Source organism: Mycobacterium sp. MFM001, from assembly GCF_003402475.1.
GTDB lineage: Bacteria > Actinomycetota > Actinomycetes > Mycobacteriales > Mycobacteriaceae > Mycobacterium.
The window spans coordinates 48,267-61,857 of sequence record NZ_BFAB01000014.1; the positions used below are offsets into that span (position 1 = coordinate 48,267).

The following is a 13,591-nucleotide window of genomic DNA, read 5'->3' on the forward strand; positions in this document are numbered from 1 at the left end:
AATGCGCCCACCGCGACCTGCGCCGCTTTTACCAGCCAAGTGGCTGCGCAGGGCTCGTCCGATCGACTGTGCGATCGCGGTCAGCGACGCGTGTGCCGCCCTGCCGGTGATCGGCAAGCATTTGGCCCCGGTTGGCGTCGTCGCGGCGATGGGCGCGTGGTGCGCGCGGAACGCTCCCACGGTTCTCGGCTCCGCGGTACGCCGCAAGCAGCCGAACGGCGCCGACGCCCTGATCCCGGGCACGGTCCGCGAACAGACCACCGCAGCGGCCGCAGCTGCGCTGAGCCAGTTCTTGCCGATAGATCGTCTCGATGTGCAGTGGGCGGCCGAAGACCGGCTGCCGCCGGTGTTGCGGGCCGGCCGGCAGCGCCAACGTTTCCTGTACCGCAGCAGTGTGCGCTACGGCAGCGCGCCGGAGCAGGTGCTTGACGTGTGGCGGCGGCCGGATCTACCCAATCGCCCTGCCCCGGTACTGGTGTTCGTGCCGGGTGGCGCCTGGATCATCGGCGAACGAAAGTTGCAGGGCTACACCCTGATGTCGCATCTGGCCGCGCAAGGCTGGATATGCCTGTCGGTCGGATACCGTGTCTCGCCGCGGCATCGCTGGCCCAGGCACATCCTGGATGTGAAGGCCGCCGTGGCGTGGGCGCGTGCTAACGCCGACAAGTTCGGCGGCGACCGGAACTTCGTGGCCATCGCAGGTTGCTCGGCCGGCGGTCATTTGGCTGCGCTGACCGGATTGACCTGTGACGACAGGGAATTCAGCGCCGAACTAGCGGCCGACGCCGACACATCGGTCGACGCCGTGGTCGGTATCTACGGGCGCTACGACTGGGAGGATCGCTCCGCGCCGCAACGGGCGGAGTTCGTGCGGTTCCTGGAAGGAATCGTCGTGCGCAAGACGTTCGTCGATCATCCGGACGTCTTCCGCAAAGCTTCGCCGATCACACACGTCCGCAGCGATGCGCCACCGTTTCTCGTGGTTCACGGCACCAACGACACCGTGATCCCGGTGGACGAGGCGCGCGCGTTCGTGGAGCGGCTGCACGCGGTCTCCCGATCGACGGTCAGCTATCTGGAATTGCCCGGCGCTGGGCACGGCTTCGATCTGGTCGATCGCGCGCGGACCGGCACATCGGTCACCGCGATCGGGCTGTTCCTCAACGAGATGCACCGAAACCACCTGGCGCGCTTGGTCAATCCCGCCAGCTAGTAGTCCCACCCGTCGGCGGCCTGGTCGTCGAAGGTGCGGTCGATACGTTCGAACCTCCGGCGGATCGAGCCGCGTGATTCTCGGTGCGGCAGGATGTAGAGCCGGTTGGCCAGCATCGCCTCGACGGTCAGCCGAGCGACGTCGTCGGCGCCGAGGACATCGTCTTGTCCGACGGTGACCGGCTCCGAAACCGGTTGCGTCGCCGGCGTTCCGTAGTCGGCGCCGCGGTTGCGTTCGCAGTTGCCGATGTTGGTGGCGACGAGCATCGGGCACAGCACCGACACCCCGATACCGTCCGGTTTCACCTCGCGGGCCAGCGCTTCGGCGAGCGCGACAACGCCATATTTGGCAACGGAATAGGGCCCCAGCCCGACATTGGACACCAGCCCGGCGAACGACGACGTGAACAACAGATGGCCACCTTCGCCTTGCTCGAGGAGTCGCGGCAAGAAGGCCTCGACGCCGTGAATCGGGCCCCAGAGGTCGACGTCGATCACCCAGCGCCAGTCGTCGTGCGACATCTGCGCAACCGGCCCGGCCACCGCGACGCCGGCGTTGTTGAAAACGACGTGGACGCCGCCGATTAATCGGAACGCGTCGTCGGCGAGCCGGGCGACGTCGTCGCGGTGCCGGACATCGCAGACCACGCCGTGCGCCTCGAAGCCGTCGGCGCGCAAACCCGCCACGGCCGCGTCGAGCGCAGCCTGTTCGATGTCTCCCAGCACCACGCCGGCACCGCGGCGGGCGAGCTCACGCGCGGTGGCCAAGCCGATGCCGCTCGCGCCGCCGGTGATGACCGCGCCACGCCCGTCGAACCCGTCCATGAGACGGGACTCTAGCTACTTCAGGCAGCTGCCCGCATCAACCGGCAGGGTGACACCGGTGATGTAGCGGGATTCGTCGGACGCCAGGAACAGCACGGCGTTGCTGATGTCTTCGGGCTCCACCCAGCCGATCGGCAGCGTGTGCATCATCTGCGCGACGACCTTCATGTCGTCGGGCCCCGGGTTCTCGAGGTCGGGCCGGAACAGCTTCATCGTGCCCTCGTTCATGAACAGCGGGGTGTTCACGTTGGTCGGATGTACCGAGTTGACCCGAATCATGTGCTGGCCCAGCTCAACTGCGAACGTCCGCATCAGCCCCACCACGCCGTGCTTGGCGGCGACGTAGTGACCGGTGTGCGGGTAGGCCTTCAGGCCGCCGACCGAGCTGGTCAGGATGATCGAACCGCCGCGGCCGCCGGCAAGTATGTGCGGCACACCGGCTTTCACGCTCTTCCACACCCCGGACAGGTTGACGTCGATCATGTCGGTCCAGTCGCGTTCGCTGGTCTTGTCCAACGTCTGCCCGCCGTTGCCGATACCGGCATTGGCGATGATGACGTCCAGCCGACCGAGCTGCTCTACCCCGGCGTCGACAGCGGCCTTGAGCGCGTCGAAATCCCGCACGTCGACTTCGGCGGTGTAGATGCGGCGGTTGAGACCCTTGACCAGATCGGCGGTCTCGGCCAGATCTTCCGGTGTGGACAGCGGAATCTGCACGCTGTCTATCGGCTTACAGATGTCGACCGCGATGATGTCGGCGCCCTCCTGCGCCAACCGCACTGCGTGCGCCCGGCCCTGGCCGCGTGCCGCGCCGGTGATGAACGCGACCTTTCCTTCAACTCGCCCTGCCATCGTTACCTCGTTTCCGTTGACGTTTCAAACCTGCTGCGGCTCAGCGGATCACAGCCGGCATCGATTCCCAACCCCGTACCGTGGAGGTCGGGGACAGCTTGGCGACGCTGAGGTCGACGTCCCACTCGGGGAAGCGCTTCAAGACCTCTTCCAACGCGATGCGTCCTTCCAGCCGGGCCAGCGCCGATCCGAGGCAGTAGTGCGTGCCGACGCTGAATGACAGGTGCTGGCGGAGCTCGCGGTGGATGTCGAAAACGTCGCCGTCGGGCGGGAATTGGCGGTGGTCGCGGTTGGCGGCCCCGATCAGCATCATCATCACGCTGCCCGCCGGGACGGTCTGGCCGTAGTATTCGACGTCCCGGGTGACGTAGCGCGCGACATGCGGAGCCGGCGGCTCGAAACGCAGCAACTCCTCGATGGCACGCGGAATCAACGACATGTCGTCGACCAGTTGGCGCCGCTGGTCCGGGTGCTCGGCCAGCACCTTGCCCGTCCAGCCGATCAGCCGGGTGGTGGTCTCGTTGCCCGCGCCCGCCACCACGTTGACGTAGATCAGCAGCTCGTCGCGAGTCAGCCGACGGGTGGTGCCGGTCTCGTCGACGAACTCGACGTTGAGCAACTCCGTCATGATGTCGTCGGACGGGTGCTCGGCACGCCAGTCGATGTATTGCGCGAAGGCCTCACCGGTATCGAAGCCCTGCTGCGCGATTTCCATCGGCTTGCCTTCTTCGGTGCGCATCGTGGCGTTCGAGCGATCCCGGATGGCTTCCTGATCGGTTTCGGGGATGCCCAGCAGCATGCCGATCACCCGCATCGGCATCTGCGCGCCGAGATCGGCGACGAAGTCGAACCGATCGGCGCCGATCAGCGGATCCAAACAGCGCACACAGTATTCGCGGATCTTGCTTTCCAGCTCGTTGATCTTGCGCGGCGTGAACATCCGCGCGAGCAGCTTGCGGTGGATGTCGTGGACCGGCGGATCCTCGAAAATCAGGACACCGGAAGGGACTTCGATGTTGGCTTTGATCAGTTCCAAGATCGCCCCGCGGGCCGAGCTGAACGTTTCGTGGTCGACCAGTGCGTCGTCGACGTCGGCGAAGCGGCTCAGCGCGTAGAAGTCATGCGCTTCGTTGTAGTACAGCGGCGCTTCCTCGCGAAGCCGGCGAAACATGGGGTAGGGGTCGGCGTTGAGTTCGGGGTTGTACGGGTCGTAATACGCCTCGCTGGTAGCGCTGAGTGTCACGGGTATTGCTGCCTCTCACCGGAACCATGTTCTCGCGGGGATCTGCGTCCCTATTGCACCTGAACTCTGTCACCCGTGGCTACGGAGTGTCAATCTCGAATCCGTTTACGGCATCTTATGCTCTCATTATCCGAGAATACGCTTCTCGCAGCGGCATGATTGTGCGATATGTGAACGAATTCCCTTGCGCCCGAGTGCCTACTTCTCGCCCACGAATCCGCGTGAGCAGAAGTCCCACACCTCATCGGCGGTGATCGGGTGCACCGTCGCGTCGTCGGTACCGCCGCTGGACTGCGCGATGAACATCACGGTCTGCATGGTCATCGCGGCCATGCGCTTGGGGCTGATGCCGGCCCGGAGCTGCCCGGCCGCGTCAGCCTCTTCCATCAGCTCGGTCAGCAACGCCAGAAGCGGCGCATGAGCCACTTTGACCTCGGCGGGGTGTGACACCAGCAACCGGGGCGCGAAGTCGGTGAACAGCGGTCGCTTGGCCGTCGGGTCTGGGCGCGACGCCTCGAACAGCAGCTCGACTGCGACCTTCAACCGCTCGAGCGGGTCGGCGTGGCTGGCGGTCGCGGCGCGGATCTGGTCGGCGGACCGGCTCAACGCGTCTTCGAACAGTGCCAGCAGCAGCTCGTGCTTGCCGTCGAATTGCAGGTAGAAGCTCCGCAGCGATTGCCGCGAGCGGTCGACGACCTCTTGGACGGTAAAGTCCGTGCTGCCCTTTTCGATGATGATGGCCTGGGCGGCGTCCAGGAAGCGTTGGACGCGCTGTGCCGCCCGCAGCTTTGCCGTCTTGATGGAGCGCTCGACCGCGCGCTGCTTCCAGGCAGGCTCCTCGCTCGGGCTTGTCACCGGCGGCCCGGACGATTGCCGTGAGGGGAGAACATGATTGGACTGTACCGGAGAACGCCGTGCCATCGGTGTCTAGACCCCCTCACGGACGACGTGTCCGAGATTGTAACTTTCTCATCATGAGAATAGTATTCTCTTCGCGTTGTCCGCGGAAGCGAAATCCGTAACTGCGGGCTCTGTCGCCGAGGAGTACCCGTGCAGCTCGCGTTTGACGCCGATGTCGAAGCGTTCCGGTCCGAATTCGTCGCGTTTCTCGACGAGAATTTGCCCGACGAAGCATGCGCGGCCGAACGGCCACGCTCGACGTCGCACATTCCGGAGTGGGCAAGGCAGTGGCAGCGGCTGTTGTTCGACCACGGCTGGCTGCTGCCGGGCAACCCGCCGGAGTTCGGTGGACGCAACGCCACCGTGTTGCAGCAGTACGTGCACTTACAAGAGTTGTCGCGGCGACGGGTCTATCAGAGCTTCAACCCGCAGGGCATCGGCATCATCGCGGCGTCGGTGCTCTCTTTCGGAACCGACGAGCAAAAGCAGCGGTGGGCGGTACCGATCCTGCGCGCCGAGATGACCGCCGCGTTGGGGATGAGCGAACCGGGGGCAGGCTCGGATCTGGCCTCGCTGCGCACGCGGGCGGTGCGCGACGGGGATCACTTCGTGGTCAACGGGCAGAAGGTGTGGACGTCGGGTGCCCACGACGCCGACGTGCTGCTGACGTTCGTGCGCACCGACCCCGACGCGCCAAAACACAAGGGGATCAGCGTATTGCTGATCCCAACCGATACTCCCGGCGTGACGCGCCGGCCGTTCGCGTCGGCGTCGGGCCGCGACGACGTCGACTTCAACGAGGTGTTCTTAAACGACGCACGCGTGCCCGCCGAGAATCTGGTCGGCCCACTGAACGAGGGGTGGCGGGTGGCCAACGGCTCGCTCGGCCACGAGCGCACGATGCTCTGGCTGAGCTACGCCGACCGGCTGCGCGAGCTGATCGTCGATTTCCGTCCGTCGGGCGTGCTGGAGCGCGACGAATACGCCACGCTGGCCATGGATTTCGAGGCGTTGAGTCTGCTCGGATCGGCGGCCCTTGCCCGCGCCGACCGCGGCGAGGAGGATGTGCCCGGCCTCTCGGTGCTGAAACTGCTGGGATCGGAGGCCGTGCAGATTGCTTCCGAGCATGCGCTGAACGCCGCGGGCACCGACGGACTGGTCCACCCTGACGTCACGGGTCCGTACGCGCCGCTGAACCTCGATGCCCACTGCGGCAGTTGGTTCGATCGCTACTTTCGCAGTTTCGCCGGCACGATCGCCGGCGGCACGTCGGAGATTCAGCGCAACATCATCGCTCAGCGGGTCTTGGGCCTGCCGCGCTAACCCACACGCTCGTTGACTCTGCGTCCACGGCCTTACCTACTCGCACTTTTGCGCCGTCGACGCAGAGTCAATGTCGGTTTTAGAGTTGAGCCAGCCGCGGTGCAGCTCCGTTGGCCCGCAGGATGGCTCCCGCCTCCTTCGTGAGTTCCCGCGTGCTGCCGAGTAATCCATCCAATACCAGGGCTCGCTTCACGTGCCGATGCAGCTCGTGCTCGGCGGTGAAGCCGATCCCGCCGAGCACCTGCTGGCAGTGGCGGGCGGCGGTCAACGCCGCCTGGCCGGCGGCGGCCTTGGCCAATAAGCAGCCCAGGTCGTCGGACGCGGCAAGCAACGTGGCCTCCGCGCCCTCGACCGCGACGAGCGTTTCGGCCAGCCGATGCCGGATCGCCTGAAACGACGCGACCGGTCGGCCGAATTGCACACGGTCCAAGGCGTGTTGGCGGGCCAGCGACAGCATCGCCCTGCCGGCGCCCACCAGCCACCAGCCCAGCGCATGCCGTCCGGCGGCCAGCGGCACCGGCTCGCCGCCGTCCACCCGCTGTAGCGGCAGGTCACCGCCGAGCACCGAACCGGGCGTTCCGCTGCGTTCCCAGACGACCCACGAACCGCCGGCGTACGGCAGCGGCACAGTTCCGCCGCCGTCTCGTCCGGCGGCGCGCAGCACGACGTCGTTGAGCACCGGCGCATGGGCACCGGACTCGCCGAGTAGGCGGAACACCAAGGGGATTGCGGTGTCGGGCATTTCGTCGAGCATGTCGAGCCAGCCGAGGTCGGCCAGCGCCGCGTCGAGTTCCCCGCCCGAGGCCGTCGCCATCGTCTTGCGCAACGCATCCTCGAGCAGCTGCAAGGATTCGGTGTCCACGCTCACTCCTTGCCCAGATCCAACAGGCGGCGCGCGATGATGTTGCGCTGGATCTCGGCGGTGCCGCCGTAGATGGTCGCAGCGCGGGAGTAGAGGAATTCGGTGCGCCAGTCCGACTCGTCGAGCTCGACGACGCCGGGCAGCAGGTCGCGGGCCGTGTCGTAGAGGCGCTGCTCGGCGCCGGCCAGCAACACCTTGTCGATCGAGGTCTCCGGCCCCAGCCGCGCACCGTCGGCGAGCCGGTGCAGGGTGGCGCGGGACCGGCAGCGCAGAGTGTGCAGCGCTAAAAATGCTGTGCCTAAGGCGGAATCGTCCGTATCCATCGCCTCGGCGATCAGCCGGTCGAAGCGCGCGTACAGATACGCGATGCGCTGCCAGAAGCAGGTGGAGCGTTCGTAGGGCAGCAGGTCCATCGCGAGTCGCCAGCCGTCTCCGGGCTTGCCGAGCATTCGGTCGCCGGGGATCACCACGTCGTCGAAGTACACCTCGCAGAACTCGTCGACGTCGTGCATGGTGCGCAGCGGCCGAACGGTGATGCCCGGCGTGTCCATGTCGACGAAGAACGCCGTGATGCCGTCGTGGCCGGGCGCGGTCCGGGTCAGCAGGATGCATCGCGTCGAGTACTGCGCGAAGCTGGTCCACACCTTCTGCCCGTTGACAATCCAGTCGTTTCCCTCGGGCACCGCGCGGGTGGTCAGTGACGCCAAATCGCTGCCCGAACCCGGTTCGGAAAAGCCCTGACACCATTGCTCGGCACCGGACAGCAGCCGCGGCACCATGTCGGCGGCGAGTTCCGGCGGGGCGTAATCGATCATCGTGGGCGCAAGGACCTCGACCATCGAATACGGGCCGGGCTCGGCGAGCCCGCGGCCGACCACCTCTTCGCCGACGACCGCGCGAAGCATTGCCGGGCCGCCCAATCCGCCGACCTCGACGGGCCACCCGTAGCGCATCCAGTCGGCGTCGTACAGCGCCCGGTGCACACGGGCGAGCTGGCGCATGTGGCCCTGCAGCGAACGATCCGGCCCCGGCGTCAGGTCGTTGTCGTCGAGCCAGGCGCGCAGATCGGCCCGGAACTGCTCGACTTTCATGCAGGAGGACGACCGACGGCATGCGGTCGCCCGGAGTCGTGTACACCGCTGCGCCGGATGAACGTCATCGCGCGGGTTTTCAGCCGCCAGCCGTCGGCCGTGCGCACATAGGTGTCGTTGTAGTAGCCAATGCGCATGTCGTGGGTGGCATGGTCGATGAAGCACAGTGGCTGCGTGCCGGTCGCCGTGTCTCCGGAGATCTCGATCACCGGTGTCGCCGTCAGGAACAAGCCTTTGGGGGCCGCGTCCACCAGCACGGGAAACCGGTCCAGGGAATAGGTTTCGCCGAACGCACTGTAGGTGCCGTCCGGCGTGAACACAGCTACCAGCCCGTCGATGTCTTCCTGGGTGATGGTGACCGCATAGCGGGCGAGCAGCTGCTGAATCTCGACGAGGTCGTCAGTTCTTGTTGGCATACACCTTGCCGCCTTTCATGACGAACTGCACATTCTGGGTAACGCTGATGTCGGACAACGGATCTCCTGGCACACCGATGACATCGGCGAGCAGCCCCTCGGCCAGCCGTCCCCGGTCGGTGACGTCGATCAGTTCGGCCGCCGTGACCGTCGCCGCCCGCAGCACCGCCAGCGGCGGCAACCCCAGCTCCACCAGCGTGACGAGCTCGTCGGCGTTGCGGCCGTGCGGAATCGCCGGGGCATCCGTGCCGACCGCAATCTTGACGCCGGCCTCGTACGCGGCCAGCACCGACTTGCGCGCCCGGGGGAACATCTCGGCGGCCTTCTCCTGCAGCTCGGGCGGCGCATGCGAGACATCCATCGCGTCGGCCAGCCGGCGGGTGGTGACCAGGAAGGTGCCGTGCTCGACCATCATCGCGATGGCGTCGTCGTCGATCAGAAAGCCGTGCTCGATGCAGTCGATCCCGGCTGCCACCGCATGCCGGACCGCGTCGGCGCCGTGTGTGTGCGCGGCGACCCGCAGGCCCCGCCGATGCGCCTCGTCGACGATCGCGCACAGTTCGTCGTCGGAATAATGTTGGGCGCCAGGCGGTCCCGTCATCGACATGACACCGCCCGAGCAGCACACCTTGATCAGTTGGGCGCCGTGCTTGATCTGGTAGCGCACCGCCTTGCGGATCTCGTCGATGCCGTTGGCGATGCCTTCCTCGACGGTCAGGTCCAGCACGTGCGGCGCGAACGCGGCGAACATCGTCGGATCCAGGTGCCCGCCGGTCGGGGTGATCGCATGTCCGGCCGGCACCACCCGCGGGCCGTCGATCCAGCCGGCGTCGATCGCCTTGCCGAGCGCGACGTCGAGCAGATACCCGCCGGTCTTGACGAACAGCCCGAGGTTGCGCACGGTGGTGAACCCGGCTCGCAGCGTGCGGCGCGCGTTGCCGACCGCGCGCAACATCCGGGTCGGTGGGTCGTCCTGAACCTGTGACAGGCCGGGCTTTTCGCCGCGGCCGCCCATCAGCAGGTTGACTTCCATGTCCATCAGTCCGGGCAGCAGGATCACCTCGCCGAGATCGATGACGTCACCTTCCGGTGCGCCGCCGACACCGACGATCCGCTCGCCGTCGATCCGCAAGACGCCGGGCCGGACGATCTCGCCGGCGTCGACGTCGAGAAGCCCAGCTGCCTTGAGCGTCAACACGGTTCAGATCACCGGCTCCCTGATCAGCTCCACCCATGCGGCGCCGCTGTCGGGGACGCGGGGCTGCTTCCACGCCTCCACCGGAAATGACACCATGATCAACGACTGCATCATGTGCATGAGTGTGCGGGCGTCCTCTGGCAGGTCATCCAACGGGAACTTGTCACAGTAGGCGATCACGTCGTTCAGGCGGGGGAAGGCGACGTCGTAAAACTCCTGCAGTTCGCTCATCGACGAGGCCAGCCGTTTGGCGTAGCGCTCCGGCTCGGTGGCCAGATCCCAATCCAAAAACGGCTCCAGATCCGCGAACTCGGCAGGGAGCTTATTTGCGGTGGCCATTGTTGCGGTACTCCTTCACGTAGTCTGCGGTCGTCTTGTGCAGATGGCGGATCAAGACTTCCTGGTCGCACAGCAGGAACTCTTTGACGGCCCGGGTGCCGATCATGGTCTGGGTCGCTTCCAGCGTGTTGGCGTCCTGCAGCGCATACTCCTTGAACGTCACTGCGGCCAGTTCCTGGGCCAGGCGTTCGCGGGCGTTGCGCGGCGGAACGAAATACAGCGTGCACTCGAAGATGTGCTTGTCCACCGCGGTAGGCCAGTAGTGGTAGGTCAAAAACCAGCCCGGCTCCCAGATCAACAGCATGAAGTTCGGGTAGAAGAGCCACGAGTCGATGCCCCATTGCGGCACCCTCTTCACGTTGACGCCCGGTGGCAGCTCGAGGTTCTCGATGATCTCCGGCTTGTCCCATGGGCCGAACAGCCCGCTGCGCAACACCTGGTCCATCGGTTTGACCATGGACATGTCCGGGGGCGGTGCCTGACCGCCCCAGGTCGACTGCAGATTGTGTGGGCCGGCCAGTTCGTAATGCAGTGCCTCGTAGCCGAACTTCTGGATCTTGGCGGCTTCTTCCTTGGTGTACTGCCCCTGGTGCAGGATCGGCGCGTGGTAGAACTCGACGAACGCGTCGATGAACAGCTTCCAGTTGCTGCCGACCTCGGCCCGGTAGGAGTAGGTCTCGGTCATCTCCCCGAAGGGATAGCCCTCGATGCTCTTGGCAAGCGGTCCCAGGTAGTCGATCAGCGGTGCCGCGTTGTCGTCGAAGTTGATGAAGATGAAGCCTTCCCAGACCTCGCACCGGACTCCCGCCAATCCGTATTGGCTCTTGTCGACGTTGAAGAACTCGTCCTCCTGCTGGATGAACGTCAGCTCACCGTCGAGGTTGTAGCGCCACGCGTGGTATTTGCAGGTGAACTGCCGGCAGGTGCCCGACGTCTCCTCGTGTGGAAAGTCGTTCCATACCAGCTTGTTTCCGCGGTGACGGCACACATTGTGATAGGCCTTGACGGACCCGTCCTTGGTCTTGACGACGATCACCGACATACCCGGTCCGGCCGACGGGAGCTCCTTGGTGAAGTAGCTGCCGGTGCGTGGCAGCCGTTCCACCCGGCCGACATTGAGCCAGGTCCGCTTGAAGATCGCCTCGCGCTCGGCTTCGAAAAACGCGGGGTCGATCGAGTCGGTGTAGTCCACCGGCCCGGTGCCCAGGTCCGGATAGTTCTCGGTCCAGCTTCCCGCGGCCGGCTTGGTAAAATGTGGCACGGTTCTACCTCTCTTGTTCCACTTCGACGCCAAAGGTGTTCAGGGCCATCGCCAGTGCGGTGTAGCCCCCGATCGTGAAGACCAGATCCATCCGCTGTTTTTCGTCCAGCCGATCGCTCAGCGCGGACCAGGTCGCATCCGATAGGTTGGACTTCTCGTCGAGCTCGTCCACGGCGCCCACCACCGCGCGGTCGAAATCATCTGCCGGGTCGCCGGATTGGATCGCGGCGATGTCGGCGTCGGACAGGCCGGCTTTCTTGCCCAGCTTCACGTGGTGTGTCCACTCGTAGGTGCAGCCTCGCCGGTGCGCGACCCGCAGGATCACCTGCTCGCGGATGCGGGGCGGCAGCGTGGAGGCGGACAGCAGGTAGAAGCTGAACCGCAGGAACGCGCGGGTCAGGTCGGGATGGCGCACCAGGGTGGCCAGCAGGTTGCCCGCATCGTCCGGGTTCCGCCGCTCCTCGGGCAGCATCCCGGCCACCGCATGCCGGACAGCGTCGTCCCACTCGTCCGCCGGCAGCGGGGACAGCCGCATAGAGTCCTCCTCGGTTTGGAGAATCATATTCTCATATTTGACCAATAGATTTCCACGATCCGCCCGATTGGTCAATAGCGGCAAAGAAGGTGGTGGCCACCTGCGCAAACAAGGGCCGCGGAGGCCGGCTCAGGAGTAGCGTCGTTGCGCCGTCAGCGCGCCGCTACGCGGAGCAAGATGTTGATTCTCGCGATCTGAGAAGCTAATTTTCATAGAGAGGGAAAGGACCGTCCAATGAACAAAGACGACATGATCCTGATCAGCGTCGACGACCACATCGTCGAGCCGCCCGACATGTTCAAGAACCACCTGGCGAAGAAGTACATCGACGACGCTCCGCGGCTGGTGCACAACCCGGACGGCTCCGACACCTGGCAGTTCCGCGACACCGTGATCCCCAACGTCGCGCTGAATGCGGTGGCCGGCCGTCCGAAGGAGGAGTACGGGATCGAGCCAACCGGGCTCGACGAGATCCGGCCCGGCTGCTACAACGTCGACGAGCGGGTCAAGGACATGAATGCCGGCGGCATCCTGGGCTCGATCTGCTTCCCGTCGTTCCCGGGATTCGCCGGGCGGCTGTTCGCCACCGAAGACCCGGACTTCTCGCTGGCGCTGGTGCAGGCCTACAACGACTGGCACATCGACGAATGGTGCGGGGCGTACCCGGCGCGGTTCATCCCGATGGCGCTGCCGGTGATCTGGGACGCCGAGAAATGCGCCGCCGAGGTCCGTCGGGTGTCCAAGAAGGGCGTGCACGCGCTGACGTTCACCGAGAACCCGGCCGCGATGGGTTACCCCAGCTTCCACGACGACTACTGGACCCCGTTGTGGAAAGCGTTGTGCGACACCAACACCGTGCTCAACGTGCACATCGGGTCGTCGGGCCGATTGGCGATCACCGCACCGGACGCACCGATGGACGTGATGATCACCCTGCAGCCGATGAACATCGTGCAGGCGGCGGCAGATCTGTTGTGGTCCAAGCCCATCAAGCAGTATCCGGACCTCAAGATCGCACTCTCCGAGGGCGGCACCGGGTGGATTCCCTACTTCCTGGAGCGGGTCGACCGCACCTACGAGATGCACTCGACCTGGACGCACCAGAACTTCGGCGGCAAGCTGCCGTCGGAGGTGTTCCGCGACCACTTCCTGACGTGCTTCATCTCCGACCCGGTGGGTGTGACGCTGCGCAAGATGATCGGCATCGACAACATCTGCTGGGAGGCCGACTACCCGCACAGCGACTCGATGTGGCCGGGCGCTCCCGAGGAGCTGTGGCAGGTGCTGTCCGACAACAACGTGCCCGACGACGAGATCAACAAGATCACCCACGAAAACGCGATGCGCTGGTACTCGTTCGACCCGTTCAGCCACATCTCCCGCGAGCAGGCGACGGTCGGCGCGCTGCGCAAAGCCGCTGAGGGACACGACGTTTCGATACGGGCTTTGGCGCAGCACAAGGAGCGCTCGGGCTCGTCGTTCGCGGAGTTCGCCGCCAGCGCGAAGTCATTGACCGGCAACACTGACTGAGGCG

At 65.6% G+C, this 13,591-nt stretch carries 14 protein-coding genes; 3 read left to right on the forward strand and 11 right to left on the reverse strand.

Annotation, left to right across the window (positions count from 1 at the left end; all coding sequences use genetic code 11):
• The first annotated feature begins 1 nt into the window (after position 1).
• Positions 2-1,213 carry an alpha/beta hydrolase gene (locus tag MFM001_RS20390; protein ID WP_116377081.1) on the forward strand — a complete coding sequence of 404 codons (1,212 nt, stop codon included), beginning with the start codon at positions 2-4 and terminating at the stop codon, positions 1,211-1,213.
• On the opposite strand, the gene MFM001_RS20395 is transcribed toward MFM001_RS20390, so the two are convergent.
• From MFM001_RS20395 to MFM001_RS20410, 4 genes are all read right to left on the reverse strand, one after another.
• Complete coding sequence (locus tag MFM001_RS20395) at positions 1,210-2,037, reverse strand: SDR family NAD(P)-dependent oxidoreductase (protein WP_116377082.1); 828 nt, start codon at positions 2,035-2,037, stop codon at positions 1,210-1,212. The genes MFM001_RS20390 and MFM001_RS20395 overlap by 4 nt on opposite strands.
• Positions 2,038-2,052: 15 nt before the next feature.
• Positions 2,053-2,889, reverse strand: coding sequence for a mycofactocin-coupled SDR family oxidoreductase (locus MFM001_RS20400; protein ID WP_116377083.1), 837 nt, complete (start codon positions 2,887-2,889; stop codon positions 2,053-2,055).
• Between the two features lie 40 nt (positions 2,890-2,929).
• Entirely contained in the window at positions 2,930-4,060 is a 1,131-nt protein-coding gene (locus MFM001_RS20405) for a cytochrome P450 (RefSeq protein ID WP_371685589.1), read from the reverse strand.
• Positions 4,061-4,330: 270 nt separating this feature from the next.
• Positions 4,331-4,987 (reverse strand): TetR/AcrR family transcriptional regulator, encoded by a 657-nt coding sequence (locus MFM001_RS20410; RefSeq protein WP_062540046.1) that lies wholly within the window; start codon positions 4,985-4,987, stop codon positions 4,331-4,333.
• 195 nt (positions 4,988-5,182) lie between these two features.
• On the opposite strand from MFM001_RS20410, the gene MFM001_RS20415 reads away from it, so the two are divergent.
• Positions 5,183-6,355 (forward strand): acyl-CoA dehydrogenase family protein, encoded by a 1,173-nt coding sequence (locus tag MFM001_RS20415; protein WP_116377085.1) that lies wholly within the window; start codon positions 5,183-5,185, stop codon positions 6,353-6,355.
• 79 nt (positions 6,356-6,434) lie between these two features.
• Here MFM001_RS20415 and MFM001_RS20420 read toward each other — a convergent pair whose 3' ends face one another.
• From MFM001_RS20420 to MFM001_RS20450, 7 genes are read right to left on the reverse strand one after another with little or no spacing between them, the layout of a single operon-like run.
• On the reverse strand, positions 6,435-7,169 hold the full coding sequence (locus MFM001_RS20420; protein WP_116377142.1) for an acyl-CoA dehydrogenase family protein: 735 nt from the start codon (positions 7,167-7,169) through the stop codon (positions 6,435-6,437).
• A 50-nt stretch (positions 7,170-7,219) separates the two neighbouring features.
• On the reverse strand, positions 7,220-8,308 hold the full coding sequence (locus tag MFM001_RS20425) for an acyl-CoA dehydrogenase family protein (RefSeq protein WP_116377086.1): 1,089 nt from the start codon (positions 8,306-8,308) through the stop codon (positions 7,220-7,222).
• Positions 8,305-8,724, reverse strand: a complete 420-nt coding sequence (locus MFM001_RS20430; protein WP_116377087.1) for a nuclear transport factor 2 family protein — start codon at positions 8,722-8,724, stop codon at positions 8,305-8,307. The genes MFM001_RS20425 and MFM001_RS20430 overlap by 4 nt, the downstream gene beginning before the upstream one ends.
• Entirely contained in the window at positions 8,708-9,922 is a 1,215-nt protein-coding gene (locus MFM001_RS20435; RefSeq protein ID WP_116377088.1) for an amidohydrolase family protein, read from the reverse strand. The genes MFM001_RS20430 and MFM001_RS20435 overlap by 17 nt, the downstream gene beginning before the upstream one ends.
• 3 nt (positions 9,923-9,925) lie before the next feature.
• Positions 9,926-10,261, reverse strand: coding sequence for a hypothetical protein (locus MFM001_RS20440; RefSeq protein ID WP_116377089.1), 336 nt, complete (start codon positions 10,259-10,261; stop codon positions 9,926-9,928).
• Complete coding sequence (locus tag MFM001_RS20445; protein WP_116377090.1) at positions 10,245-11,522, reverse strand: aromatic ring-hydroxylating dioxygenase subunit alpha; 1,278 nt, start codon at positions 11,520-11,522, stop codon at positions 10,245-10,247. The genes MFM001_RS20440 and MFM001_RS20445 overlap by 17 nt, the downstream gene beginning before the upstream one ends.
• Before the next feature lie 4 nt (positions 11,523-11,526).
• Positions 11,527-12,057 (reverse strand): carboxymuconolactone decarboxylase family protein, encoded by a 531-nt coding sequence (locus MFM001_RS20450; protein WP_116377143.1) that lies wholly within the window; start codon positions 12,055-12,057, stop codon positions 11,527-11,529.
• A gap of 234 nt (positions 12,058-12,291) precedes the next feature.
• Between MFM001_RS20450 and MFM001_RS20455 the strand changes: the two genes are divergently transcribed.
• Positions 12,292-13,587, forward strand: coding sequence for an amidohydrolase family protein (locus tag MFM001_RS20455; protein WP_116377091.1), 1,296 nt, complete (start codon positions 12,292-12,294; stop codon positions 13,585-13,587).
• Positions 13,588-13,591: the final 4 nt, after the last annotated feature.

Bases quoted from the DNA above. Each gene is read 5' to 3' on its own strand.
- MFM001_RS20430 (WP_116377087.1), bottom strand. From the start codon at position 8,724: ATGCCAACAAGAACTGACGACCTCGTCGAGATTCAGCAGCTGCTCGCC.
- MFM001_RS20420 (WP_116377142.1), bottom strand. From the start codon at position 7,169: ATGGCGACGGCCTCGGGCGGGGAACTCGACGCGGCGCTGGCCGACCTC.
- MFM001_RS20450 (WP_116377143.1), bottom strand. From the start codon at position 12,057: ATGCGGCTGTCCCCGCTGCCGGCGGACGAGTGGGACGACGCTGTCCGG.
- MFM001_RS20440 (WP_116377089.1), bottom strand. From the start codon at position 10,261: ATGGCCACCGCAAATAAGCTCCCTGCCGAGTTCGCGGATCTGGAGCCG.
- MFM001_RS20455 (WP_116377091.1), top strand. From the start codon at position 12,292: ATGAACAAAGACGACATGATCCTGATCAGCGTCGACGACCACATCGTC.
- MFM001_RS20425 (WP_116377086.1), bottom strand. From the start codon at position 8,308: ATGAAAGTCGAGCAGTTCCGGGCCGATCTGCGCGCCTGGCTCGACGAC.
- MFM001_RS20400 (WP_116377083.1), bottom strand. From the start codon at position 2,889: ATGGCAGGGCGAGTTGAAGGAAAGGTCGCGTTCATCACCGGCGCGGCA.
- MFM001_RS20390 (WP_116377081.1), top strand. From the start codon at position 2: ATGCGCCCACCGCGACCTGCGCCGCTTTTACCAGCCAAGTGGCTGCGC.
- MFM001_RS20405 (WP_371685589.1), bottom strand. From the start codon at position 4,060: ATGTTTCGCCGGCTTCGCGAGGAAGCGCCGCTGTACTACAACGAAGCG.
- MFM001_RS20395 (WP_116377082.1), bottom strand. From the start codon at position 2,037: ATGGACGGGTTCGACGGGCGTGGCGCGGTCATCACCGGCGGCGCGAGC.